This is a genomic window from Shewanella waksmanii (assembly GCF_043643685.1).
Taxonomy (GTDB): domain Bacteria; phylum Pseudomonadota; class Gammaproteobacteria; order Enterobacterales; family Shewanellaceae; genus Shewanella; species Shewanella waksmanii_A.
Window position 1 is genome coordinate 1 of record NZ_JBHZSN010000006.1, and the last position, 26,464, is coordinate 26,464.

Annotated in this window: 23 protein-coding genes; 11 read left to right on the forward strand and 12 right to left on the reverse strand. The window is 47.3% G+C overall.

The annotated features are described in order from the left end of the window. Nucleotides 1-114: 114 nt before the first annotated feature. Nucleotides 115-2,295 carry an extracellular catalytic domain type 1 short-chain-length polyhydroxyalkanoate depolymerase gene (locus ACHUFW_RS10615; protein WP_394202901.1) on the reverse strand — a complete coding sequence of 727 codons (2,181 nt, stop codon included), beginning with the start codon at nucleotides 2,293-2,295 and terminating at the stop codon, nucleotides 115-117. A 280-nt stretch (nucleotides 2,296-2,575) separates the two neighbouring features. On the opposite strand from ACHUFW_RS10615, the gene ACHUFW_RS10620 reads away from it, so the two are divergent. Then, entirely contained in the window at nucleotides 2,576-4,123 is a 1,548-nt protein-coding gene (locus tag ACHUFW_RS10620; RefSeq protein ID WP_394202903.1) for a leucyl aminopeptidase, read from the forward strand. 51 nt (nucleotides 4,124-4,174) lie between these two features. Here ACHUFW_RS10620 and ACHUFW_RS10625 read toward each other — a convergent pair whose 3' ends face one another. The 3 genes from ACHUFW_RS10625 to ACHUFW_RS10635 are packed head-to-tail and all read right to left on the reverse strand — an operon-like array spanning nucleotide 4,175 to nucleotide 6,582. Then, entirely contained in the window at nucleotides 4,175-4,543 is a 369-nt protein-coding gene (locus tag ACHUFW_RS10625) for a carboxymuconolactone decarboxylase family protein (RefSeq protein ID WP_394202904.1), read from the reverse strand. Nucleotides 4,544-4,571: 28 nt separating this feature from the next. Beyond that, nucleotides 4,572-5,747, reverse strand: coding sequence for a thiolase family protein (locus ACHUFW_RS10630; protein WP_394202906.1), 1,176 nt, complete (start codon nucleotides 5,745-5,747; stop codon nucleotides 4,572-4,574). Between the two features lie 52 nt (nucleotides 5,748-5,799). After that, entirely contained in the window at nucleotides 5,800-6,582 is a 783-nt protein-coding gene (locus tag ACHUFW_RS10635; RefSeq protein WP_394202908.1) for a 3-hydroxybutyrate dehydrogenase, read from the reverse strand. Nucleotides 6,583-6,836: 254 nt separating this feature from the next. On the opposite strand from ACHUFW_RS10635, the gene ACHUFW_RS10640 reads away from it, so the two are divergent. After that, entirely contained in the window at nucleotides 6,837-7,556 is a 720-nt protein-coding gene (locus tag ACHUFW_RS10640; protein ID WP_394202910.1) for a CoA transferase subunit A, read from the forward strand. A 2-nt stretch (nucleotides 7,557-7,558) separates the two neighbouring features. Continuing rightward, nucleotides 7,559-8,215: a 3-oxoacid CoA-transferase subunit B gene (locus tag ACHUFW_RS10645; RefSeq protein ID WP_394202912.1), complete on the forward strand. Its 657-nt coding sequence runs from the start codon at nucleotides 7,559-7,561 to the stop codon at nucleotides 8,213-8,215. 195 nt (nucleotides 8,216-8,410) lie between these two features. Here the strand turns inward: ACHUFW_RS10645 and ACHUFW_RS10650 are convergent, their stop codons facing one another. Then, a complete protein-coding gene (locus tag ACHUFW_RS10650) occupies nucleotides 8,411-8,911 on the reverse strand; it encodes an SLATT domain-containing protein (RefSeq protein WP_394202914.1) in 501 nt (166 codons plus the stop codon). A gap of 225 nt (nucleotides 8,912-9,136) precedes the next feature. Here ACHUFW_RS10650 and ACHUFW_RS10655 point away from each other — a divergent pair, with 225 nt between their 5' ends. The 6 genes from ACHUFW_RS10655 to ACHUFW_RS10680 all read left to right on the forward strand — a co-directional run bounded on the left by ACHUFW_RS10655 (nucleotide 9,137) and on the right by ACHUFW_RS10680 (nucleotide 16,212). After that, on the forward strand, nucleotides 9,137-9,820 hold the full coding sequence (locus ACHUFW_RS10655; protein WP_394202916.1) for an ABC transporter ATP-binding protein: 684 nt from the start codon (nucleotides 9,137-9,139) through the stop codon (nucleotides 9,818-9,820). After that, on the forward strand, nucleotides 9,813-12,299 hold the full coding sequence (locus tag ACHUFW_RS10660) for an ABC transporter permease (protein WP_394202918.1): 2,487 nt from the start codon (nucleotides 9,813-9,815) through the stop codon (nucleotides 12,297-12,299). Before ACHUFW_RS10655 ends, ACHUFW_RS10660 begins: the two co-directional genes overlap by 8 nt. 227 nt (nucleotides 12,300-12,526) lie before the next feature. Further along, nucleotides 12,527-13,645 carry a type 1 glutamine amidotransferase domain-containing protein gene (locus tag ACHUFW_RS10665; RefSeq protein ID WP_394202919.1) on the forward strand — a complete coding sequence of 373 codons (1,119 nt, stop codon included), beginning with the start codon at nucleotides 12,527-12,529 and terminating at the stop codon, nucleotides 13,643-13,645. Between the two features lie 159 nt (nucleotides 13,646-13,804). Beyond that, a complete protein-coding gene (locus ACHUFW_RS10670; RefSeq protein WP_394202920.1) occupies nucleotides 13,805-14,503 on the forward strand; it encodes a response regulator transcription factor in 699 nt (232 codons plus the stop codon). Further along, nucleotides 14,496-15,776, forward strand: coding sequence for a sensor histidine kinase (locus ACHUFW_RS10675; protein WP_394202921.1), 1,281 nt, complete (start codon nucleotides 14,496-14,498; stop codon nucleotides 15,774-15,776). The genes ACHUFW_RS10670 and ACHUFW_RS10675 overlap by 8 nt, the downstream gene beginning before the upstream one ends. Nucleotides 15,777-15,825: 49 nt before the next feature. Then, the gene (locus ACHUFW_RS10680; protein ID WP_394202923.1) at nucleotides 15,826-16,212 is read left to right on the forward strand and encodes a hypothetical protein; all 387 of its coding nucleotides are present in this window, start codon (nucleotides 15,826-15,828) and stop codon (nucleotides 16,210-16,212) included. 114 nt (nucleotides 16,213-16,326) lie between these two features. On the opposite strand, the gene ACHUFW_RS10685 is transcribed toward ACHUFW_RS10680, so the two are convergent. The 5 genes from ACHUFW_RS10685 to metE form a co-directional block, all read right to left on the reverse strand. Continuing rightward, entirely contained in the window at nucleotides 16,327-16,860 is a 534-nt protein-coding gene (locus tag ACHUFW_RS10685) for a protein disulfide oxidoreductase (protein WP_394202924.1), read from the reverse strand. After that, entirely contained in the window at nucleotides 16,860-17,696 is an 837-nt protein-coding gene (locus tag ACHUFW_RS10690) for a DsbA family protein (protein WP_394202925.1), read from the reverse strand. The genes ACHUFW_RS10685 and ACHUFW_RS10690 overlap by 1 nt, the downstream gene beginning before the upstream one ends. A gap of 200 nt (nucleotides 17,697-17,896) precedes the next feature. Beyond that, the gene (locus tag ACHUFW_RS10695; RefSeq protein ID WP_394202927.1) at nucleotides 17,897-19,963 is read right to left on the reverse strand and encodes a protein-disulfide reductase DsbD family protein; all 2,067 of its coding nucleotides are present in this window, start codon (nucleotides 19,961-19,963) and stop codon (nucleotides 17,897-17,899) included. A gap of 85 nt (nucleotides 19,964-20,048) precedes the next feature. Continuing rightward, entirely contained in the window at nucleotides 20,049-20,414 is a 366-nt protein-coding gene (locus tag ACHUFW_RS10700) for a hypothetical protein (RefSeq protein WP_394202929.1), read from the reverse strand. Nucleotides 20,415-20,643: 229 nt separating this feature from the next. Continuing rightward, nucleotides 20,644-22,926: a 5-methyltetrahydropteroyltriglutamate--homocysteine S-methyltransferase gene (gene metE / locus ACHUFW_RS10705; protein WP_394202930.1), complete on the reverse strand. Its 2,283-nt coding sequence runs from the start codon at nucleotides 22,924-22,926 to the stop codon at nucleotides 20,644-20,646. Between the two features lie 188 nt (nucleotides 22,927-23,114). On the opposite strand from metE, the gene ACHUFW_RS10710 reads away from it, so the two are divergent. Further along, on the forward strand, nucleotides 23,115-24,020 hold the full coding sequence (locus tag ACHUFW_RS10710) for a LysR substrate-binding domain-containing protein (protein WP_394202932.1): 906 nt from the start codon (nucleotides 23,115-23,117) through the stop codon (nucleotides 24,018-24,020). 220 nt (nucleotides 24,021-24,240) lie between these two features. Further along, a complete protein-coding gene (locus tag ACHUFW_RS10715) occupies nucleotides 24,241-24,522 on the forward strand; it encodes a hypothetical protein (protein WP_394202934.1) in 282 nt (93 codons plus the stop codon). Nucleotides 24,523-24,588: 66 nt separating this feature from the next. Here ACHUFW_RS10715 and ACHUFW_RS10720 read toward each other — a convergent pair whose 3' ends face one another. Both ACHUFW_RS10720 and ACHUFW_RS10725 read right to left on the reverse strand, forming a co-directional pair. After that, nucleotides 24,589-25,320, reverse strand: a complete 732-nt coding sequence (locus tag ACHUFW_RS10720) for an HDOD domain-containing protein (protein WP_394202935.1) — start codon at nucleotides 25,318-25,320, stop codon at nucleotides 24,589-24,591. A 229-nt stretch (nucleotides 25,321-25,549) separates the two neighbouring features. Further along, nucleotides 25,550-26,164 (reverse strand): GDSL-type esterase/lipase family protein, encoded by a 615-nt coding sequence (locus ACHUFW_RS10725; RefSeq protein WP_394202937.1) that lies wholly within the window; start codon nucleotides 26,162-26,164, stop codon nucleotides 25,550-25,552. Nucleotides 26,165-26,464 lie beyond the last annotated feature (300 nt).

The following is a 26,464-nucleotide window of genomic DNA, read 5'->3' on the forward strand; positions in this document are numbered from 1 at the left end:
AAATTCAAACAAAAGCCCTGTGCACTGTTGCTGCACAAGGCTTTTTTGCTAGCAAAACCTAAATACTGGTTGATATCGCTAGCAGTGCAAATGACAAGCTATCGATAACGCGACTTAAGGACAACTACCAATCTGATAGTAGCTCGCAGCCGTTTGCGCCAACGTCGTAGTATAAAAGGTGTTGTACAGCCCCATATTGGCATTTGAGCCTATCGCAAAAGCATAGATACCATTGGTCGTCGCGCGGCCAGCCAGCACATGGGCGTAATTTGAAGCAGTGGTTTCAGTGCAACTAAAACTGTCACCATCCGGCGTACTATCACACACGTTGCCGATACCATCAGCATCGTTATCAGCTTGATCACTATTGGCGATTGCAGGGCAGTTGTCATCCACATCCGCAATACCATCATTATCGCTATCAACCACGCCGCCATTGGGCGTGCTATCACATAAATTACCAATGCCATCAGCATCATTATCGGCCTGATCGCTATTGGCGATATCCACACAGTTATCAATGTCATCATTAATACCGTCGCCATCGCTATCAGTCACAGGTTGGCCAGCAGAGCAGGCTTGCAGTGGACCACTGCAGCTACTGTCACCATCGGCCACCCATTGACATTGGCCATCACCACTAGGGTATTCGCGCATGGTGAAACTGGCACTACCAAATGCGAGATAACATGCTGAGTAACCGACTCCCCAAGTAATATGTCCCTGACTAATATGCAGATTATAATCGCCACTAACCCCTGCATCGATAGTAAAACTGAGTGATTGGCTAGTTGTTAGACCGCTATCATCTATAGCCTCAACTTGCGCGCTATGGGGGCCTCCCGCCAATTGACACACTTCGCGGCTCAGTGTCTGCATCGCTTGATCGCCAGTTAAATTCGCCTCAAGTGCTGGGCCATTATCTATGCTAATTGTCACCCGACTGACATCAAGATTAATATCAGCCACTGTGCCGGTAATTGTCACACATTGACCCGCTACCAGAGCCTGAAGTTGACTCAGTTGCGGCGCGCTTGGCGCAGGCTCAGGTCCAAGACGCACACTGACATTCACACTGTCACCTTGCTTGCCTTCATTATCTGTTGCCACCAGCTCTACGGCATATAAGCCGTCAGCAAGTGGAGATGATATAGCGCTAAATTGACCTTGGCTATCAACACTCACACTTAAGGTTTCAAGCGCAGCAGTGTCCGTACTTGCGACGGCGTAAATCGATAGTGTCACATGACTTACACTGCCTTCAGCATCAAGCGCTACCCCGCTAATACTGATGCTGTTACTTAGCTCAACTGCGCTCAGTTGCGATAACTCAGGACCTGAATTACGGTTAACACGTTGGTTATTCGTAGCAAAGAATCGCCCCAAATAGTCAGCAAAATTGATACTATCATCAGCCACATAATCGCCACTGGCGCCGGCGCCGCCCGACCATGAGTGATCAAGGTTATGTAGCCACAACATGGAAACTCGGCCATTAGACCATAGCGACTCGGTCGCACTGCGCCCTCCCGCCTCGCTAATTGTTGCCGTGCCACTTAACGCATTGACCCCATAAACGGCAGCATAACCATTGGCATTTTGCTGGTTATAACAGGTATTGACCGTCGTATCGGCATCACCATGGGCCACTGCCGCAATTTGAGTTGCCAAATGGGATTGGTAGCTGCCTGCATAGCTATTACATCGTGATTTGAACGTACTGGCAGCAACCGACTCACAGGTGCTGATGGCTCCGCTTGAACTTGTCCCAATCGTCGGTCCAGCGCTCGGGGCAACGCCTGCAAAGATATCTGGGGCTACACACGCGGTTTGCGCTGCCATCGCGGCGCCCGAGGATAAACCTGCAATATAAACTTGGTCAGCATCAATATTACGGCTGCTATCTGCCACCAAGGTATTGGCCAAATTAATCAGGTTTTTATAGTCACCCGCATTACGACTGATACTACCTTGCCAATACGACCAGCAACTGTAGCCAGCTTTACTCATCGCATCAGGCACCGCGATCACCATGCCATGGGCTTCTGCAGCCTGTTCTAAATTGGCAGTCAGGTAGTTGTTAATCGGCTGCACACAACCATGCAGCACCAACATCAAGGCTTTACCTTGACCAACCGTTGAATTGGAATCTGGGGTGTAGATATGTACTTGGTTAAAACCGCCTATGGCAACATTTTGCTGCCAACTGCCCGCGTAACTCATTGGCGCTAAAAAACAGATGATAAGCAGCAGATCTCGCCACCGTTTACGCCGACTCAGGGTGAACAATGTCATAGTTTATTCCCTTTTATAGTTGTGTATAAAAAACCAACAATCCAACCAACCTAGGGAATTGATAGCGACATTAATATGGGTCTTTAGCAGTAGTTAAGTTTCAACTAATGCCGGTTTTATAAACTCGTTAATGGCGTGACAAGCCGAGAGCAAACATTAAGTAATTGTTAGTGACTTGCATCAGCTTTGCATACTTTAGTATGATGGCGCGCTTTTGACATAAAATGTCATTTTAGTCTCTGGTGTTCACCACATTGAACGCACCCTATTTGAGGAAATTATGCTAACTAAAAAGAACCTTCTCAGAACCTCTCTATGCCTTAGTTTATTTGCTAGCCCATTAAGCTTTGCCGAAACCTTTTCATTTGTCAGTGAGCACAAGGTAACTGCAGACACCTTGGTGGTTTACCAAGCCGGCGACGCATTATCTTCAGAGCTTAAGGCGCTTGATAAGCAAAGTAATAATCAAATTAGCCGCGCATTAACCAGACAGCAATTTACCGGTGAGCAAGACCAAGTGGTGGATATGCTGTTGCCGAACGGATTAGCGGCAAGTCGCTTATTGATCATTGGAGTGGGTGATACAACAAGCTTAAGTGCGGGCAATATCAACAAATTAGGGGCGCAGCTAACCGCAAAACTACGCCAAGACAAAAGCCCGGATGCCAATCAGGTCGATATCATCACTGCAGGCATTGATGCTGCTGGCAGTAACGCCACGTTTGCCGCTGAATTAGCTCACGGTATTAACCTGCGCGCTTACCAATTTGATAAGTATTTGGCAGAGAAAAAACCTGCCGAAAAACACTTCACCATTCAAACAAGTTCATCTAGCCGTGCCGAGGACAAGTACAAGCAGCTCGCAGCCGTTGAGGCGGGAGTATTCTTAGCCCGTGACTTAACTTCAGAAGTCCCCAGCGCCCTGACTCCAGTTGAGTTTGCCGCGGCTGCACAGTCGCTGAAACAACATGGTGTGAAAGTCTCGGTACTAAACCCAAAGAAAATTAAGCAACTGGGTATGGGCGCGCTGCATGCTGTAGGCCGCGGCTCTGATGAAGGCGCACGTTTGGTTGTGGCTCACTGGCAAGGCAGCAAAGATGCGCCAATCGCGCTAGTCGGAAAGGGCATCACCTTTGACTCGGGCGGTTACAATATTAAAGCCACTGGCGACTCAATTTCGCGCATGAAGTCAGATATGGCTGGCGCTGCAGCAGTATTGGGTACAGTGAAAGCGCTGGCGATGCAAAAAGCCGAGGTCAACGTTGTGGCGATTATGCCAATGGCTGCCAACATGGTATCGCATACGGCGTTCGCCCCTGGCGATGTGGTGATGACCGCTGAAGGCTTAACGGTTGAAGTTCTTAATACCGATGCTGAAGGTCGCTTGATTCTGGCTGACGGCCTTTGGTATGCGCGCGAGTTTTATGAGCCACAAGTGATGGTTGATGTCGCAACGCTAACGGGTTCTAAAGTGCGCGCTTTAGGCCGCCGTTATACTGCGCTATTTAGCGACCATGACGACTTGGTTACCAGCTTAACCGCATCGGGTGAGCATGTTGAAGAAAAGCTCTGGCGCTTACCTTTAGCCTATGAAGATCTACTCACTAGCCCAATTGCGGATCTAAAGAACGCTGGCTATGGTGGCCCAGGTGCAACCACCGCAGCGACCTTTTTACAGCAATTTACCGGTGAGACTAAATGGGCCCATTTAGATATTGCTGGTAGTGCATTAGCGGCAAAAGATAAGGGGATCACACCAGCTGGCGGTACGGGCCATGGCGTACGTTTACTCAGCCATTGGTTGATGACCTACCACATCGATAAGTAGCCCATAAATCAGGCCTTGCTGCGCATGCATCAAGGCCTTTTATACTGGCGTTTAATCTAACTTACCCATCTCAGTTAACACCTCTACAGCTGCGGCAAAAGCTTGTCGACTGGCGGGCGCACCACAATACAGTGCGCTGTGCAGCAACACTTCTTGAATCTCAACCACAGTCGCACCGTTTCTAATGGCACCGCGCACATGGCCTTTTAGTTCTTGCGGGGCTTTCAATGCCGCCAACATGGCTAATGTCACTAAGCTGCGGGTTTTTAGATCTAATTCTGGACGCTGCCAGGTGGCGCCCCAACAATGCTGATTAATATAGCTTTGCAGTGGCATGGCAAAGTCTGACTCAGCATCTAAGGCGCGATCGACAAATTCATTCCCCATCACCTGACGGCGAATTCGCTCCCCTTTATGCATATGCTCTCCTTATCGTAGCAACGATTCATCACACTATTTCAATCGCAATGGCCACCGCTTCGCCACCGCCAATACATAAGCTGGCAACGCCTTTACTCAGCCCCCGTTGACGTAGCCCATGAATAAGGCTGACCACTATACGTGTGCCGCTTGCACCAAGCGGGTGACCTAGTACACAGGCACCACCATTAACATTCACCTTGCTACTATCCAGCCCAAGCTGCTCTATCGCGAGTATTGCCACCATGGCGAACGCTTCATTGATCTCCCAGAGATCAACCTCATCAGCTTGCCAACCACACCGATGTAATAACTTGTTTATCGCGCCAATCGGCGCCAAGGTAAACTCTTCAGGTGCCTGAGCATGGCTTGCGTAGGCCACAACTTTGCCCAGCGGTGTTACGTCCATAGCGGTAGCCAAAGAGGCGCGAGTCATTAACACTGCGGCGGCGCCATCTGCAATCGAGGAAGCATTACCGGCGGTAATCGTCCCCCGCTGACTAAAAGCGGGGCGCAACTGCGGCAATTTATCCATCTGACTGCGCTTTAATCCTTCATCACTGTTGATGCGGGTAACTTGCTTGCGCTTGGCTATGGTTATCTCAGTTATTTCGGCGGCAAACCTTCCTTGGGTTGCCGCATCCTGCGCCCGCTCGATAGACTGGGCTGCATAGGCATCCATCTGCTGACGGGTTAACTGATACTTGTCTGCTGTTGCCTGTGCCAGTAGTCCCATTGATTGTTGCTGATAGGCATCTTCTAAGCCATCCAACATCATATGGTCGCACACTTGTTGATGCCCCATGCGGTAGCCACTGCGTGCCTTTTCTAGCATGTATGGAGTATTGGACATACTTTCCATGCCGCCAGCTATCACGCTATCCATCTGGCCTGCAGTAATACTATCAGCGGCCATCATCATGGCTTTAATGCCTGAGCCGCACACTTTGTTGACCGTGGTAGCCCCCACTGAATGCCCAAGCCCCGCAGCCAGTGCAACTTGGCGAGCTGGCGCTTGGCCTAAGGCTGCGCCGAGCACGCAGCCCATGATAACTTCATCAATCACCATCTGTTTTGGTACTGCTAGCGCCTGCAGCGCCATCGCTCCTAATTCAACCGCACTTAGCGGGGCTAGCTCACCTAAAAAGCTCCCCATGGGGGTGCGTTTAGCGGCAACAATCACCACATCATCTGCTTGATTCATAAAATATCTCTGGTTCAAAGTGCTTCTCTGTTTGCTTTGTTATGTTTGTGAGCTATTGCGCGGTCCAACCACCGTCCATCGGCAATGAAGCACCGGTGATCCCACTGGCGGCATCACTGCATAAAAACAACACAAACTCACCAATTTTTCTTGGCGCTAACATTTCTGGTAATGGTTGTTTTGCGGTGACGAGCTGATAACTCGCTTGCTCAAAGGTCAGTGAGTTTTGTTCAGCAATATCGGTAATTTGCTGTTTAATAAGCGGAGTGTCGACCCAACCGGGGCAAATGGTATTAGCAGTGATATTCAGTTCGGCATTTTCCAGTGCAATCACTTTGGTCAGCCCGACAATGCCATGCTTGGCAGCGCAATATGCTGACTTATTCAGCGAGGCCACCAGCCCATGAACAGAGGCAATATTGATGATTCGTCCCCAACGTTTAGATTGCATATGCACCAGTGCCTGCTGGCTAGTGTGAAATGCCGATGACAGATTAATCGCAATAATGTCATTCCATTTGTTCTCGGGGAAATCCACAACCGTCTCTGTATGTTGAATGCCGGCATTATTAATCAAAATATCGATGCCACCTAAGGCCTCCTGCGCAGCCTGCATAAATGCACTGATCTCGCTACTCATACGTAAATCAGCATTACTGAAATAGGTGTTAATTTGATACTTTTCGGCAAACTGCTGAGCAAGCTCCTCCCCTTGGGTTTGCTCGAGCAAACCGTGAAGCACTAAGTCTACTCCCTGCTCAGCCAGCACATGAGCCGTTGCTAAGCCTATTCCACTGGTTGACCCGGTAATTAACGCCACCTTCCCATGCAACATATCCACTCCTCAATCACTACCAAAGAAAGGATCAAAGTGGCATCGCCTTCGAAATTTGATAAGCCGAGACCTCAGCATCCGCCCTTTGATCACCCTTTGAGACTACTGCAACTGACGCAAGATTTATTTGGCACCTTAGTACCATAGGAGCCCACGGCGATTTGGGTAATAGTGAAAAAGACCAACGGCAAGGCGAGTAAAAGCCTGTGAGCCGACAGATACATCCAACACGGGATAGTACAGGAGAGAGTCTTATGTCCGGATTAAATAAGGTGGTCAGCAGCTATCAAGATGCGATGCAGGGCCTTGAAGATGGCATGACCGTCATTGCTGGCGGGTTTGGGTTATGTGGCATACCAGAAAACCTAATCAATGAAATCAAACGTAAAGGCACGCAGAACTTAACCATGGTCTCTAACAACTGTGGCACCACTGAACATGGGCTGGGGGTGCTGCTTCCCAGTAAACAGATCCGCAAAATGATCGCTTCCTACGTCGGCGAAAACCAACACTTTGAATCACAAATGTTATCGGGCGAACTTGAGGTTGAACTCACCCCCCAAGGGACGCTCGCCGAAAAGATGCGTGCAGCTGGTGCAGGCATACCCGCATTTTTTACCGCAACTGGAGTTGGCACTGAGGTCGCTAAAGGTAAAGAGGTGCGTCAAATCAATGGCCGAGAATATGTGTTAGAGCACGCAATTGGCGGGGATTTTGCCATTGTTAAAGCATGGAAAGCAGACGAGTACGGCAATTTGATTTACCGAAAAACTGCTAGAAACTTTAACCCATTAGCGGCAACCGCAGGCCGAATCACTGTGGTTGAAGTTGAGGAAATTGTTGCAGTAGGTGAACTCAACCCCGATGAGATCCACACCCCTGGGATCTATGTTGACCGTGTCATCCAAGGCACATTTAGTAAGCACATTGAGCAGCGCACTGTGCGCCCCGCCACTCATCATCAAGGAGCCTAACCATGGCGTTAAGTAGACAACAAATCGCCCAACGTGTGGCGCAAGAACTGCAGGACGGCTTCTACGTCAATTTAGGTATAGGTATTCCCACCTTAGTTGCCAATTATATTCCTGATAATATGGAAGTTTTACTACAATCAGAAAATGGATTATTAGGAATGGGCCAGTTTCCTGATGAAGCACAAATTGATGCTGATCTTATCAATGCTGGTAAACAAACCGTGACCATGGCTACTGGCGCTGCGGTATTTGACTCAGCAGAATCCTTTGCCATGATCCGAGGCGGTCATGTTGACCTTACCGTGCTGGGCGCTTTTGAAGTGGACTGTCAGGGGAATATTGCCTCTTACATGATCCCTGGAAAACTCATCAAAGGCATGGGTGGCGCCATGGATTTAGTCGCCGGTGCTGACAACATCATTGTCACCATGACCCATGCATCTAAATCGGGCGAATCAAAGCTGCTTAACCAATGCCAACTGCCCTTAACCGGTAAGGGCTGCATCAAACGAGTACTAACCGATCTTGCCTTTATCGAAATAAAAGCAGGTCGGTTCCATCTGCTTGAGCGAGCGCCAGGTGTCAGCGTTGAGACCATCATTCGTCTTACGGCTGGTGAGCTGGTTGTCCCAGACCATGTGCCAGAGATGCAGTTTTAACAAAAGCGCTATAGGCAAAATCTATTACCACAACGGAGTGAAGCTGAAGAGAATCGGCTACTGATGGCGATGCTGGATGAGTTCAACTTCTGGTTTAATGTCGTCACCCCTTAAACTAAACCAACGCTAGCGTGCATCGGGCGCCGCAAGCTATTAGCCTGAGCGCTGCTAGCGTTAAAAAATGTTGCCTATAGACTATTGATGACTGCTCTTACTGGACTCGACTTCAGGAAACTGTACCTCTTCAAAAAAGGTACCGGTCTCATTTTTAATGGTCTCCCTAGCATCGGTAACCAGCTTATTTGTCGCGGTGATAATGGCACTGATTTCGGCATTAGGGTCATGCACCGCAACTTCCCATTGCATCATAAGTCGTTCGAGTCGGATATACGCTTCGGTACGAGACTGCCAGGCCCTTCCCCATTGGAAAAAGCCATTAGCACCACCTGCCAGCGCAATTAACCATGACATGATCACCGTAGGCTGCACTTCATTGGGATAGATGGCCGCCATAAAGGGCAGCGACACACTCAAAAATACCGTGGTAAACCCCACGACACGAAACCAATGGTGGGAGGTCCGAGCGCAGTTTTGATACCAGCGGATATTACTCTTTAAACTCCCCGCGGTGCTGGCATCACCAAAAAAAGACTGCTGCTTTATGCGGCCTAAATAATCTTTTATATCCTCATCCATGTTGATCCTTTGCTGTCATTCTATAAAGCCCTGCACTGGCCTTGGTAAATCCCCTAGCTAAAGATATAAATCACTGAGATTAAAAAGGCTTGGTATTTCCTACGCAGCGACAATGACGTCCAGCCACTGCCATATCAATCAGGCAAGTAAGGCGAGCTGCCACTTCACATTCATTTCACATCGACTTGGCTAGCGTGAATCATCCGTCATTAATGAGCCATTACCATGCCAAGCCAAATTCAGCTAGAAAATGTCAGTCAGTCGTTTTCATCCCAAACAGGCAACGTCACCTTGTTTGAACACCTCAACTTAGTGATTAAGCAGGGCCACTCCTACGCTATCACGGGCCCATCTGGGGCGGGAAAATCCAGTTTATTGATGATATTGGCGGGGCTCACGCCACCCAGTACGGGGGAAGGCACTTATCTGACTGGCGCACAATCGCAGCCTTTAAGTGCCATGAAAATGGATATTGGCTTTGTGTTTCAGCAATTCCACTTACTACCAGAGCTTGATGCGCTTAATAATATTGCCCTGCCGATGAAACTGCGAGGCGATAAAGATGCCCTGGAGAAAGCTGCTCATTGGTTGCACAAGGTTGGTTTGGGCCAGCGCGGCCAGCATAAACCCAGTGAGCTAAGTGGTGGTGAACAACAACGGGTTGCGATTGCCAGAGCCTTAGTATTCAACCCTAAGTTTATTTTTGCCGATGAGCCCACCGGTAACTTAGATAAGCACAATGCAGAGCAAGTGACTGAGTTGCTATTCGCTTGTTGTCAAAGCCAGCAGGCAGGACTGGTGATAGTCACTCATAGTGATTTACTCGCTCGCCGCACTGACTACCACTACGCCCTCGATGGCGGACAATTACGCTGCGCTAACCGCATGAGGAGTGTGAAAAGTGCTTAAGCAAACTATCCAATTTGCCTATCCAATATGGCAACAACAGCGCCATCAGCCCCAATACCGCCTGTACCAATTTACACAAACGATTTTGATGGTATTTATTGTCACGCTCAGTCTGGTGGCCAGTAATATCCAGCACTATCTCAATCACAATTTAAATAGCCTATTGGGTGCTGATGTGGTGATTAGCCAGCAACACCCACTTAACGCTGAACAGCGCCAAGCACTATCAAAACTCAGTGAACAAATGACGCTGACTAGGCAGCTCAACTTCACAATCACCTTCGGCCAGCAGTGGCAGCGAGCCAGTATCAAAGGCGTGGACCAACACTATCCCTTACAAGGCCAACTTAAGACCAGCAATACCCTTGGTGCGCCGGCGCTCAGCAGCCAGCATGGCCCCAAGCTTGGGGAGATATGGCTAGAGCCACGTCTTATCACGGGTTTAGGCATAGATATAGGCCAAAACATAAGCTTAGGCGACCATCAACTGACCCTAACCCGAGCGCTACTTCACGAGCCTGACAGGCTAATGGAGGGGCATAATGTCACCATGCGAGCACTGGTCAATCACGCTGATTTGCAAGCGATTATGCAAACCGACGATCACGTACTCTATCGCTATTTACTGCAGGCCAACTCTCAACAAACCGACGCCATCATTCAATGGCAACGCCAGTATCTCCCCGCAGCGCAGCTCTATCACAAACAAGGCAATCACCCACTATCTTTGTTTTGGCAACGCACAGAGAACGTACTCGGACTTGCTTCAATGGTGCTGTTTTTTATGGCGGCCATCGCTATCGATCTACTCACCCAAATCCGCATCAAGCAAGAGCAGTATTTCTCGGCGATTTGTTTGAGCTTAGGCGCATCTCGCACCATGGGGTTCGTTGTTGCCATAGTAAAATGGCTGCTAGAGCTAGTCAGTCACCTACCGCTCGTCATTGTGTGCGCGACAGGGCTATCTTATTTTATTATTGCTCAGTTAAGTGCCACGTTTACCGAGCTTCAATGGCTGTGGCAACCCTTGCCAATGCTGCAATCGATCGCCATGGTATGGTGCATTTTTGCCGTATTTCAGGCGCCTATCTGGGTTGCGCTGTGGCGTACATCGATTAGCGTATTGTTCAAGCAATCAAGCAGCAATCAATCTCAGCTCATCAGTAAAATCAGTGCGGTACTGGTGTTAGCCATGATTGCTTATCTCTATTCAGATAATGGCTTACTCACCAGCATGATGGTTGTTACGATAAGCAGCTGCATCGCCATTATGATGTTGGCCAGCTGGGTTGTACTGACCTTAGGTGAGCGTATCACTGCGCCTTTATCTGGACTGGTACCGTTTGCCTTATTCATGATGAAACAGCGAATCGTTAGCAAAAGTACCCAAATCATTGGTGTGGGACTGTGCGCCTTCTTACTATTATTTACCTTAATGCTCATGAGAGACTTAGGTGAAACCATGCAGGCGTATCAACGTCAGCATGACGGTAATTTACTGATTTCTCAGGCAACGTCATCACAAATGGCAGATGTTGAAACTTGGGCCCAGCAACACCAAGTCCCCGTTAGGCAGCATAAGCCGTACCTGTATGCCAGTGTGACCGCTATCAATCAAACCGCTATCGCTAGCGCCGAGCTTTCCCCAAGCGAAACCCTTGCAACCCTCACACGGCCAATCCGACTGCACTGGCAGCAGGCCGTACCCAGTAATAATCGTGTTGTGGAGGGTCATTGGTGGCCCAAAGACAGCCAAAACTGGCAGCAACTGTCCGTTGAGCAAGAGGTTATGACCGATCTCAACCTAGCAATTGGTGATGTACTGACCCTAAACATTGCTAACAACCCGATTGATTTTACCATAAGCGCCAGTCATGTTTTCAAACCCGGGCAAGGCTCCATCACTTTTTGGATGCAAGCGCCGATAGCACTGATTGAGCATGTCGATGCGCCGCAATACGCAATGGCCAGTTTGGAGCTACAAGCTAAGGACTGGACCATGTTACCGACACTTTGGCAGCGCCACCCAAGCTTGCGAATGGTGTCACTGCAAGAGATGACCGCCAATTTCGATCGGATCTTAGCCATGATAACCAAAGTCATTACTGGCTTTTCATTGATGATTATTTTGTTGGCTGTGGTGGTGATTTTGGCCTCAGTACAGGCACTACAAAGTAAAGAAAACCGCAAAAATAGCCTGATCCTCAGCTTTGGTTTTGACCGAAAAACCTGTCAGCGTTTAACACTGATTGAGTGGCTGGTGACTGCTATCATCGCCGCTTTGGGTGCCATTGCTGGCACGAGTATCGCAGGGCAACTTATCTATCAATCTCAGTTTTCACTGCACTATCAACCCAATTGGTGGTGGTTGCTATCTACCATCAGCGTGATTATCACCCTTGTAACCTTAATTGGCCTACACGCCAGTAAACGCAGCCTAAGTGCTGATATTCGAACCCTTTATCACGGAGCTTGCTGACTACACGATTGCTGCCAAGAGGCTATGCCGAAAAGCGATTGCTGCCAAGAGGCTATGCCGAAAAGCTATGCAAAAGCGCTATGTATTATGACAAGGCAGGCCGGCGTTTGCTCGCAGGCAAGCAGGTTAAACAACAGATATCAGCTGAGATTTATCGTTTTAGCTCAGTTTCACATCTGTTTCACATCGGCAACGACACACTGGCATTAACTAACAAGGAGACCGTTATGAATCTATATCACCAAATAACTAAGCTCATCTGCCTATTGCTGACTTTACTGAGCTTCACCCCGCAAGCATACGCTGGTAATGACACCAAACGCGTGTTGATGGTGCTCAGCGGCTACGGCCAACAACAAGGAAAACTGACACCGGGTTATGAATTTGATGAGTTTGCTAAAGCGTACCTTATCTTTAAAGACAATCAGCTACTCATTGATATTGCCAGCCCACAAGGCGGCAAAGTCTCAGCCGATGAATATGATCCAAACAAGCCTTATAACGCCGAAGTGCTCGCCGACGCGGTAGCGATGAAACAGTTAAACAACACCTTAGCGACAGGGTCGCTAAAAGCAAGTGAATATGACGGCGTATTCATTGTTGGCGGTAAAGGCGCGATGTTCGACCTTCCCAAAGATAAAGCCTTACAAACCCTGATAAAAGACATCTATCAACAACAAGGCAGTGTCGCAGCGGTTTGCCATGGCCCTGCCGCCTTGGTTGATGTAAAGCTCGATAATGGCGACTATTTGATTGCGGGCAAAGCGATTAATGGCTTTACCAATCAAGAAGAGCAATTGTTTGGTAAAAAGTGGCTTAAGGAGTTTGAGTTTATGTTGCAAGATAAACTCAGCGAGCGAGGTGGCAAATTTCAATCTAGCCCACTGATGTTAAGCCATGTCGCTGTTGATGAGCGCTTAATTACCGGACAAAACCCCACATCGACAACTGGTGTAGCGACACAATTGGTCAAGCAGTTAGGCATCAAGCCTGCAAAGCCAAGAAGCTATGACGAAGACATTACCTTGGTAACTATCGCGCAGTACCTAGCAGGCGATGAGCAGCAACTGTCCGCGCTATCACAGCAGACATCACAGTTACCGCTAGTGGGGATGTACGGTTTTTACTATCAAAAAATCGCCAGCAGTGCCGCAGAGCAACAACATGCTCTGGCGTTAATGACGCTGGCACAGCAAGCAATCAACAACCCTGTACTGGATATGCAAATTGCCCAGACACAACATCAACTCGGGTTGAAAGATGAAGCCAAGTCGACGCTAACACAGCTACTTAGTGCAAAACCTGATTATCAACCTGCGTTAGATATGTTACAAAAACACTATTAAGCACAGCGTCGATGCATTAAGTAGGCTTACGGGCGGTTAGCAACTGATCGTCATCAGTGCTCCTTCAAAGCCTGCTTAACTGCATCATCAATGTCGCCAGCCATAGACGCCAAGGTAATAAACAGCAAAGAGCGTGATTAACGGATTAAGGTAGCGGTTATGGGAAACAGCGTCACATCATTAAAGATTTTACTGGTTGAAGATCAACACAGTGTTGCCAGTAATATTGCTGATTACATGGAGCAAAAAGGCCATGTGTTTGACTACGCATCACAAGGCCAGCAAGGCCTGTCGCTGGCGTTGTCCGAATACTATGATGTCGTGATTTTGGATCTAAACTTACCCGTCATGGATGGTCTCACTGTATGCCGTGAAATCCGCCAAGCTGCAAACAGGCACATTCCAATTTTAATGCTGACGGCTCGCGATAGCATAGAAGATAAGGTCAACGGCTTTAGTGTTGGGGCTGACGACTACCTCACCAAGCCTTTCTCGTTACAAGAGCTAGAAGTGCGCTGTTTAGCCCTATCACGCCGCCATTTGCTGCATACCGATGAGCTGCTCACTATCGGCCCGTTAACGGTTGACCGTAAAACACACGTAGCCATGCGCGATGGAAAAAAGTTAGCCCTGCACAGTATGGGGTTTCGTATTTTGCTGGAACTGGCACAGGCCTACCCGCAAGTGGTAAGTCGCTCAGAGTTGTCGCAAAAGTTATGGGGTGATGATCCCACTGAGTCCGATGCGATGCGCTCGCATATCTACCAATTAAGAACCGTGCTAGACAAACCCTTTGACCAACCACTGCTAAAAACCGTGCACGGTATCGGCTTCACTTTGGATATAAAAAATGACTGATAACCAGGTTAAATTTCATAGCTTAAGCCGACGGATAATGGCGCAATTTTGTTTGTTCAGCCTGTTTATGGCGGCCATCTACGCATTGATGAGTTTCATGTTACTTTATAGTTTAGAGGACCGATTCATTGAGCGTGAGGTTCAGCAAGAAGCCAGCTACCTTGAGCAACAGTTTGATTTGACCGGACAGTGGCCCAGTCCGCGTTCGATACCTATGACACTGCATTTCTCTCCTAATAGTTTCCCTGAAGATATGCGCCAACAGTTCATAGACGAACCACACAGGCACGAGTTTTATGGCCAACAAAACCGTCACTATCATTTGCATTCATTCACGCAATATCCCAATGTTTATCTACTCTATGAAGTGAGTGAGCAACTACTCGTTAGGCCTATTAGAGAGGGGGTCATTAAATTTCTTGCTTCAGGCGGCATACTCCTGACTTTGATAGCTTGCCTCATTGCTTGGTTTTTAGGCAGGAAAACCGCTAAACCACTCAAAGCCTTGGCAAACTTAGTCGACGGCACCCAGCCCAAGCAGATCCCGCAAAGGTTCGCCCACCAATTTCCCAACAATGAAATCGGTATGTTAGCGCACACGTTAGAGCGCACCTTGTTGCAAATTAATCAAGCGATGGAGCGCGAAAAGAACTTTACTCGGGATGTTAGCCATGAACTTCGCACCCCAGTCGCGGTGATAAAAAATGCCCTGGAAGTGCATCGGCAGCAATCAAACAACCATGATAACGATCCCGTCATAGGCCGAATCGCAGAAGCAACCACCCAGATGGAGCAGACCGTCACCACCCTACTCACCTTAGCCCGCCAAGAGCACGTCAACGCGCCACAGCAAGCATACAAGCTCCTGCCGATTATCGAGCGTTCCATCATAGATAATCACTATATTGTTGCTCACAAAAACATTGATGTAGAGGTTGATGACAACTGCAATGTCACCATTTTTAGTCAGCCCGGTATGCTCAAAGTCTTGTTAGATAATCTCATCAGCAATGCTTTTCAATATACAGATCAAGGGCAAGTATCTCTGCACTTTAGGGATAACACCTTGACGGTGGCCGACACTGGGCCAGGTATTGATCCTGCTATTTCTGCAGATGTGACCAATGCCGCTGTTAAAGGCGACCAAAGTACGGGTTACGGCTTTGGACTGGCCATAGTAAAACGGCTTTGTGAACACCAAGGCTGGCAACTTCAGGTATTCAGCGAGCATGGCACTGCGATAAGCGTTGGCTTTACTGAGCAAAGGAACTAATCTAGGCTTGTTGAGTCGAAAGCTATAGGCTAATTGAGTTGTTTACACTATGAATAAAAAATTAGGTTTATGGTTTTGTGTCATCATCATGTTTGCTGCGGTGGGTTATCACTTTATGGCACCACAGGTGCAGGTCAATAACTTATCTGACAGGAACTACCAACAGATTAACTTTACCCTCCCCAGCAGTAACGTCAGCTTTGCCCCAGTTCATGCCCATAGCCGCCAGACCATTTACGTAAAACCAAGCCAATCGGAAGGCACTATCACCTATGAATTAGTCGCTGATAATGGCCAAAAAATTGCTCAAGGTCAGATAACCTACCACAATACCGATGATGCTTTCGGCCAATTAGGTAGCCGATTAACCTTAACCATCGATGAGCAGTATCGCGTCAGCCTTAACAGTAATTTCGGCCCCAATAACGGCTATTAACGCTCGCCAATCATCTATTAATATCAATGCAATAACGGCGGTACTAGCCATTTCAGTAGCACCGCCCACTTGGTTCAACAACCAGAGTCACAGTTAACTTGGTAGTGACTGCCGCTAATTTAGCAGCATGCGCCACAACATGCCTGGTAAGCTGGTAAACCCGGTTGTCACATGTTTTAGCTCACCATCCTTTATTACCATTAGCGTTGGCGTGAGCTGCACTGACCATTGCTGCGCAATCTGATTTTGGTTGTCATTGATGGTAGTAAACCGGTATCCTTGCTGCTGCAAGTAAGCCGTTAACTTAGCATCATGACCCGATGCCATGGCAATCGATACCACCGCATAGTCATCGGCCATCCAGTTCACTGCAGGGCTGACAAAGCTGCAAATTGGGCACCAAGTTCCCCAAAAATACACCAGCACAGGCTTTTCGAAACTCAACGCGTTGACATCAACATACTCGCCTTGCAGACTCATCGCAGCCATACTCGGCAGTTGCTCGCGAGGAAAATCCCTCGCGCGCCACCAATCGACTGCAGCACTAATGACTACCGCCAAGATAAGGAAGCTGACTAACTGTTTTGTCCATGACAGCATTCGCTGTCGCCAAGTTAGCGCTGTGGTTTCATCAGCTTGAGATGTCATCAATCATTTGCCTCTATGTATTGATCCAAATGTTGCTTAAGTACCTCATAAGAGACCAAGCCGGGAATGATATTATCGCCAATAATAATTGCCGGTGTACCACCAATCCCCAACTCACGCATTAACTGTAAATTGTTCGCGACAATCTGATTAACTTGCGGATCCGTCTGTGCTAACCATTGATTGGTCTGAGTTAAGTCAGCCACCTTGGCAATAGATGAATCATCAAGGCGTCTTGGGCTCGCCATCAAGGTATCTTTCACTGCCAAATACTTCTCCGGTTCGTTTAACCACACAGTTTGCGCAAGGTCTACTGCTTTTTCCGAGCCCTCACCTTGTAATGGCACCATTTTCACTATCACTTTTAACTGAGGATAATCCTCAACCAAGCGGTTTAGCTCAGGCTCCAACTTCTTACAGTACGGACAGTTAAAATCAGTAAAATAGGCAATAGTCACTTCAGGATTTTCAGCTCCCTTCCAAGGGTCTAACTTTGAATCAAACAAGGCCTGATGCTGCTGGTTTAATGCCTGTTGCTGTGCCTGCTGAGCCGTTTGATTCTCTCGCTGTTGTAGGGCAATAATCGCCCGCTTCAATAACTGCGGATCTTCAACCAGCATCTGTTCAACAATCTCTCTTACCGACTGTTGTTGTGCATCGGTCAGCGGCGCTTGCTGCGCGTTAACGCTCGGTGCCAATAACCCCTGTGTTAACAACACACTTAAGCTTAATCCTAGTAGCAATACTGTACCCAAAAGGAGTCGTACCCTTACTGGGTGCTTACTCAATCCTGTTGTTTTTTCATCTAATGTTGAAATTAACGTTTTGCTTGTCATAAATACACCTTATCGGTACGCCAGCGGCGTACGACAGGGCAACCCAAAGTCATCACTCATTAGGCCATGTTGTTTCGCAATATAAAGCGCCCACAAGCTGCGGCAAAAATCAGCGTGAAAGATCAACACGTCCTAGACATTCAGGTTGCCAATAATTCGACTGCGTAGCACCAGCGTGCTACGCCCTAAATGTCGCGCCTTTACTGCGCTGATGCTTGGGCTATGGCGGTAAGTACCTGCTCACTGGTCAAGATAACTGGCAAAGGTATACCTTGGGGAGCACCAGGCCCATAAACAATATTAAACGGTACCCCAAAGCGACCATGGCTTTGTAAATATCCGGTAATATGCTCCGACGGCGTCGTCCAATCACCTATCATGGTCACCATATCAGGCTGCTTTAATCGGCTATAAACAGGGTCTTGCAATATCACGCCGACCTTGTTGGCCTTACAGGTAATACACCAATCCGCTGTCACATCAACAAATACGGTTTTGCCATTTGCGACATGATTGGCTATCACCTGCTCATCAAGGGGTTGCCATTCAAGATCGGTCGGTAGGGCTTGTGCCCAACGATCGGAAGTCATAAACGCCACTATGCTGATCATAGCCACTGCAATACTGATACTGGCTACTGCGGCTGCGACGCCTAGACGTTTACCAACCATCACCACAAATGCGATGGCCAATATCGCTGCCACCCCCCAAAGGTAGACGCTAGCAATAAAGCTACCAAGCAGACTGATTAACCATAAACTAGTGAGCAGTAACATGCCGGAGAAAACCAGTTTCAAGTGGTTCATCCAAGCACCCGGCTTAGGGAAATAACGGGCAAGTTGTGGCAAGGCCGCAATCAGCAGCCAAGGTAATGCCATACCAAAGGCAAGCGCGGTGAAAATCACCCAAAGCGTGATCATATCGGCGCCAAAGGCAAACGCAACCGCAGTACCTAAGAAAGGTGCACTGCATGGCGTAGCTAACAAGGTGGCAAACATACCCTGAAGGAAATGGCCTTTGGTATCATTACCACCTGAAGTCGCCAACTTAGTTTGCAAACTCGACGGCAGATTGATTTCAAAAGCCCCAAGCATATTAAAGGCAAACACTGCTGTAACCAATACCATAAAGCCGATAAACCAAGGGCTTTGGAACTGTACGCCCCAGCCAACGGCTTGACCACTAACTTTGAGTACCATCACAAAGGTGGCCAGCAACCAAAATGACACTAAAATACCCAGTGCGGATGCCACAAATTGGCGGCGGATTTGCTGCTGTGCGATTGAAGGGGCACTAATCACCGCACTGAGTTTCATGCCTAATACCGGTAACACACAGGGCATCACGTTAAGTACCAAGCCACCGATAATGGCAAACAGTATCATGGTCAATAAACCTTGGGTGACTGAAGGCACCTGTACCAAGCCTCCTGAGGCACTGGCTTGATACTCCAACGCTTTATCACTATCAAAGACAGTTACATTTAATGGCACATCGACAAGATTGGCTTCGCCAAGCCAGTTACTGACATGAAATTGCGCCTGTAGCCAGCCCTGCTGTTGCTCATCAACAATTTGCTCAACATTAAGTAATTTAAATGTGCTATCTGGCTCGCCATCAACGATGACAGTTGGGTTGCGCCACCCAGTATCCTGCACGCGCACCTGCAAAATTTGCTGCACGTTATCCCACAGCAATTGCGTTGCATCAGCACCTGGCGTTTGAACTTGCGGAACGTTTGCCAACGCCTTGTTAAAGCTAAACATCGCTTGGGAGTCCGAGCTCAATTGCTCAGGCACAAAGTCCATGTCAATCTCGTAATCGGTCAACACACAAACGGTGGTGCATGAAGATAAAGTTAACGTGGCATTGAGGTTAGTGGGCTCATCAAGATCTTCGGTGCTGATCATCAACGGAAAAGCCACCTTTTCCCGATAACCAAAGGTTTCTAACCCCAATAAAGAAAAGGCCTCTGGGGTTGGCCATTGCCAATCAATATCAGTGATATTATGGGAATTTGACCAGGTAATTTTAGGCGCAATACCACCTTCGCCCGGACTACGCCAATAGGTTTTCCAGTCATCAGCTAACTGAACTTCTAACACTGCAGGTACGCGCTTGTTTGCCTCATCAACCTCACCGGTCAACATTAACCTCGCCGTGACAGGCGGGTGATTAGGGTTGGTCAACCATGGTGTTGATTGGGCGTTTACACTATGGGGGATGATGGCAATCACCATCATCCATAGAGCAAAGAAATATCTCATTACTGTCTCCGAGTATGACTCAGGATAATTAGCAGTAGTTTACTGCCAACGATTTGCTGTTTATCTCTACCTAAACAGTGATGATCTATTCTTGAAAACGACATAAGGTCAGATGTACTCGCCGCGGCGGCGCCCTGGCCTCACCCCTGCTTAATTGATGGTAATTCTTACGACTTAAACGCAGTAAAGGTAACAGTAACACTATCCAAAATAGCGCTATCACACTGGTGTTTTCGCTACACACTCGCACTGACTTTTCGGACAGTTCACAGCTGCCAACATCATTGCTGCTTGCGCTCACAATGTTGCTATCATAAGCGGTGTAGCCCGTGGCCAAAAATACATTTTGATTAACCGCTTTTATTAACGGTGATAATCCAGCATTTTGCATCAGGCACCAAACCGTCAACAGCACGAATAAACTGGCTGAAATCGCGTTTGGCTTTCGCATAACCCTAGGTTTTATCAAAGTATTTATAGCTCACAATCATAGGCACAATCACACTGATTGTGCCCAAGGTTTATTATCGTTAACCCATAAGACCGGACAAGTCAGAAATTAGTTCACCGATTTTTAGCTAAACAGTGAAATTGTGACCAACAACCGCATTTGTATCGACAGGGTTGACCAAACAATCAGCAATAATGGCTCTGTGTTGATCAATGCTATCGCTTCCTTCTTAATGCTTTAGTGTCCTTCTCAATGCTTTAGCAGCAGCAACCATATTGGCTAATGCGGGTTCAACTTCATCCCAAGTCCGCGTTTTTAAGCCACAATCAGGGTTGACCCACAATTGCTGCAATGGAATTTTCTCAGCTGCTTTGCTGATTAATGCCTCCATGTCCGCCTGCTCAGGTATATTAGGGCTATGGATATCATACACTCCGGGGCCAATTTCATTCGGGTAAGCAAAAGCTTCAAACGCATTAAGTAATGCCATTTGCGACCTTGAGGTCTCAATGGTGATCACATCAGCATCCATTGCCGCAATCGCAGCAATCGTTTCATTAAATTCGCTGTAACACATGTGCGTATGGATCTGGGTCTCATCCCTGCCCCCTGCGGCGCTTAATTTAAAGGAGGCGACCGCCCAGTCTAAGTATGGTTGCCAGTCCGATTGTTTTAACGGCAAGCCTTCTCTAAACGCGGGCTCATCAATCTGAATAATGCCAATACCTGCATTTTGTAAATCAACCACCTCATCTCTAATCGCCAAGGCAATTTGCGCGGCGATTTGTTCAGGGGCAATGTCTTCTCGCGCAAAGGACCAATGTAAAATCGTCACAGGTCCAGTCAGCATGCCTTTTACTGGTTTATCTGTGAGACTTTGGGCAAAGCGTGCCCAATCAACAGTCATGGGACTGGGACGTGACACATCGCCATAAATCAGCGGAGGCTTTACACAACGGGAGCCATAACTCTGTACCCAACCAAACTGAGTGAAACCAACGCCTTGTAACTGTTCACCAAAATACTCCACCATATCATTACGCTCGGCTTCGCCATGAACTAACACATCTATACCTAGTTTAAGCTGCCGAGATATGGTGTCATGTGTCACCGCTTGTAGTTGCTCGATATAAGCCTGTTCGCCTATCTGGCCTTTACGCCAGCGACTGCGCAGCCCTCTAATTGCAGGCGTTTGCGGAAAAGAGCCTATGGTGGTGGTTGGTAAAATAGGTAGCTTGAGCTGTTGCCGCTGTCGTACCTGGCGAACAGAAAATTCATTCTCACGTTGATAGTCTTTTGAGGTTAACTCATTCACTCTTTGATTCACCACCCTATCGGCTGCACGCGCTTTAGCGGCGCGGCGTGCTTGGCAAGCCTCGGCTATCGCTTGCGCTTCAGCGCTTTGTGGCGACTGAATAAGTTGACGCAATTGGCCAAGTTCAGTGAGTTTTTGCTTAGCAAACGCCAGTTGCTGGCGTAAATCGGCGCTAAGCTCGGTCTCACTATCGAGATCTACTGGCGTATGTAACAACGAGCATGACGGCGCCAACCAAACTCGCTGACCAAGATCTTTCACCACTGGTGCAATGGCGGCAGCAATACGATCGGTATCTGCAGCCCATACATTTCTGCCATTAATCACCCCCAAACTTAATACTTGCTGTGGTTTAAGCTCTGCGGCAAAACGGTTAAGTTGGCTAGGACAAGTCACTAGATCAAGATGGATACCCGCCACCTTGAGGGCTGAAATTGTACTTTGGTGATGTTCAACCCCACCATAATAACTGGCGAGCATCAATTTTACCTGTGCTTGAGACAACGCATCATAGGTCGAACTAAATGCCGCCAACCACTCGTTTGGCAACTCTAGCGCTAAAATAGGCTCATCAATCTGCACCCATTGCACACCTTGCTCAGCAAAACGCTGTAAAATTTGCTGATACACTGCAATTAACTTCGCCAGTAAACTGAGCTTATCAAATTCATCACCCGCACATTTGGCCAAATACAGAAACGACAGTGGGCCAAGTAACACAGGTTTCACTTGGTAACCTAAAGCTTTTGCCTCTTCAACCTCTTCAAATAGCTGCTCATAAGCAAGGCTAAAACCTTGGTCTTTTTCAAGTTCTGGAACAATATAGTGATAATTACTATTAAAGTACTTCTTCATTTGAGCAGCAGTTGTTGCCTGCCCAGTTGGTGCCCGACCCCGGGCAACCCGAAACAGAGTATCCAAGTCAATCTGGCCACCATCACGGTGACGCTCAGGAATAGCATTAATGGTAGCGCTTAATGTAAGCACCTGATCATAATAAGCAAAATCTCCCACAGGAAGCAGTTCTATCCCCGTTTCCGACTGCCAAGCCCAATGGCATGCTCGCAATGCCTTTGCTCGTTGTTGCAGTTCATGTTTGGGGATCTCACCACGCCAATATTGCTCTAAAGCAAACTTCAATTCACGTTGTCGACCTATGCGGGGGAATCCTAAACTAGCCAATTTTACAGTTTGCATATTGTATACCTTTTTGCTTTAATATGAGCAGAATTCAAAGTTAATGACATTTAGCCCGACGGTTTCACATTCAAACAAATGGACATCTGGACGTCTAGAAGTTTATTGTGGTAGGCTACTGCTTCGCAACGGAAACGATTTCAACGACAACATGAATCAAATTCATGTAGAGATGGAAATAGATTATTATGATAGAGCTCAGACACTTAAGAACATTAGTTGCCCTCAAAGAAAGTGGTAGCCTTGCTGGTGCTGCAAAAAAACGTTTTGTGACTCAGTCAGCGCTATCGCACCAGATTAAAGAACTCGAAACGCGTATCAACTCCAGTATCTTTGTGCGCAAAAGCAAACCGCTGTCTTTTACCCAAGAAGGCACACGACTGCTTAATTTAGCAGAAGAAATACTGCCTAAAGTGATTGAGACGGAAAGCGATTTGCGTAATGGTCTAGAGGAAGAGCTTAATAATCTTGGCGTCGGGATTGAGTGTCATAGCTGTTTTCGTTGGCTCATGCCAGTGATGGAGTCCTTTCGACAGCTCCACCCTAACGTCAACCTCGATCTTTCCAGTCGTCACTTATTCGATTCGTTAAATGCGCTGGAACAAGGTGCACTTGATGTTGTGCTCACCTCAGATCCTGTTCCTGGAAGCACGCTGGCTTACCAACACCTTTTTGATTTTGAAGTGAAGTTGGTCGTTGCCGCTGACCACCCGCTAGCAGAATGTGAATTTGTCACACCGCAGCAGCTACAAGGACAATCCATTTTAAGCTACCCGGTTCCCTTGCAGCGACTCGATATTCACCGGCACTTCATGGAACCAGCAGGCCAGCAACTAGGCAAGCAAATCAGCTGCGATCTCACCTTAATGCTACTGCAACGTATCGCCTGTAAAGACGGTATTGCCGCACTACCCACTTGGTCGATTAATGAAGCCCATGGCTTATCGCTTAAAGCGGTAAAACTAGGCCCTGACGGGCTAAAACGGCCACTATTTGGGGCTTATCGCAGCAGCAGTAACCACGCCAGACTGGCACAGCAATGGTTAGAACTTGTGGCTAAAGAAGCTTTAGCCAAACAGCACAAAATTAACTAAACGACAGCAGCTAGGCTTCAGATATGGAGCCTAGTACCATCTCTCGTTTTACAGCATTTAATCGATATAAAATCTAAAAAACTCCCCACTCACAGTACGGCTGCCTAATGAGATGAACAATAATAGCACAACCACACATACTCCTTTACTTTCATTTACTTAACAAATTTACAACGTTAAAATACCCACTACCATGCCATCAGCGCTAAGAGCAGGGAAAATGTCAGTTATTAGATTTGTCACTCAAGCCTGTTTTTGGTTAATACTCACGCTATCACCAGCAATCGTACTTGGCTTAACTGGTGCGTTTTTGAGTATCGAAGTGGCAGAATTCTCCCTGTTTGCAACCACAATGGGGGCATTCGTAGGCTTAGGGGTTGGTGGTTTTTGGGCGGAGTATATCCGTACTCAAATCGGCCTAGGTTACTTTCTGCATTGGATAATCAATCCAAACCACACCGATTTTTGCCCAGCTCAACACATTAAAACTCAGCCTAAATGACAGTCACTTATAAACAAAAAGCCTGCGACTAGCAGGCTTTTATTGTAACAATCTTCTCGGCGATTTTTACAGCGGATTTAGCAGCTGCTTGCGCATTGATAAGACGCGGCGCAACACTAGACCGGGTGAGTTAGGATTACGTGTTTGGCGTAAATTGTGGGCCACCATAAACTCATCACGTAGCTCTTCATCAAGCCCCAACGATTCAAATGCTTCGAGCGTCAACGTCTGTTTTTGATTATCAATGATTGACTTGATAATACTCAGTGGGAAAGACTCTTCGGCCTCAGCATTGAGGTAAGCAAATGCAGTTAACGCAATAATCTCACCAAAGACACTAAATAACGCCAGCGTTTGCACTTCATCAGGGTTAATATCCACCCCATCCATAGCATGCAAACTGTCAACGGCATCAACGGCAATCGCTTCAGTCAATGCCCAATAGCCCTGAATCAGCTTCTTATAAGGTTGAGGTAATTCGTCCAGACGCTCTTTAAGATAAAACGTAAACGCATAACGATAGATGTTCACTTGTCCAAGACGCACTAATGCATCCTTCAGTGAACGATTTTTGCTTCTATTTACACTCGATGCGTTACTTGCAGTATTACTGCGCCAAAGCATATGGGCAGCTAAGGCTGGGTCAGACGAAACAATATCAATTACGTTACGGATATCACCATCTGCAATAATGGCTTTTTTCAACGGCACCAAAATGCCACGACGACCAATAACTTGCTCTTCATTACTGATAATTGCACGTACTTGAGTGAATACCTGATGCTCAAGATCTGTCATGAGAAGTTTTAAACCTGCTTTATTCTATATGGTTGAAACCATTTGTTATCAGCGAATTTACCCATAAAAACCCTATCAGGGTCAAGCTGAATTGTTTCAATTGGCAAGATTAATACGAATTATCGACCTCAGTGCACAAGCTTAAGATGATAAACTCACAGTTAATCAACATTCACCAATGACTTCCCTATTTCGCTTAGCCTTTGATCTATCGATAAATCCCCTAACTCTACAGCGCTCCAGCATCTTGAATATGAGCAAATATCTGCTCAGCTAAAACTCGGTAACCTGCCGCATTTAAATGTACTGTATCAGACTTCATTGACCCATCTTTAAGCAAGTTGGTCACTGCCTCTTCAACCAGTACTAATTGATTAATATCGGCAAGATCGGCGTAAAATGAAGCTGGGCTGAGAAATAATTGTTTGCTCGGCACCGCAACTAACACCACATCCACACCACGACTTTTGGCGATGTCTATCATAGATTGTAGATTAGCTTGGGTATTAACTGAATCTTGATTACGTAAAAAATCATTTCCGCCTTCAAGTAAGACCACTAAGCTCGGTAAGGTCTCAGTGAGTAACTGTTCAAATCGCTGCACTCCTTCTGCGGTCGTTTCACCTGAAATCCCCGCATTTATCACCTTAAGTCCTGACAACAATGCAAGCTGGCTGGGGTAATCTTGCCCAGGCTCTGCCCCTTTGCCATAAGTTAAGCTATCGCCAAATGCGAGAATCACGCTGTCTTGGGTCAAAGGTGACAAAGTGGGTCCTGAACAGGCGCTCAAAAACACCATTAGCAATACCATTAACCCTTGGCGACTTTTGTTCCAAATATGCATCCTACGTTAACCTTAACCAATCAATTTGCGCTCATATACCAATCGGTATAAAGATGTGATCGCTCAGCGAGAGTTTAGCGCTTCTGAGACAAGGCAACGAATGAAGGGCATAGTGACTCTACGTTCAAGTTCGTTTACACAGTATCAGAAGTGCTAAAACTCGCCCTTTGGGCGCTTTTTTGGCTGCCTATTTCTTCGTTGAATAACTTCCCAATAGAACCACTATTACTTAAGTTATTTGTCTCGAACTAGTTTGCCAAAAAACAGCTCTGAGTAGATCACTTTCTTATCCCGATTGGT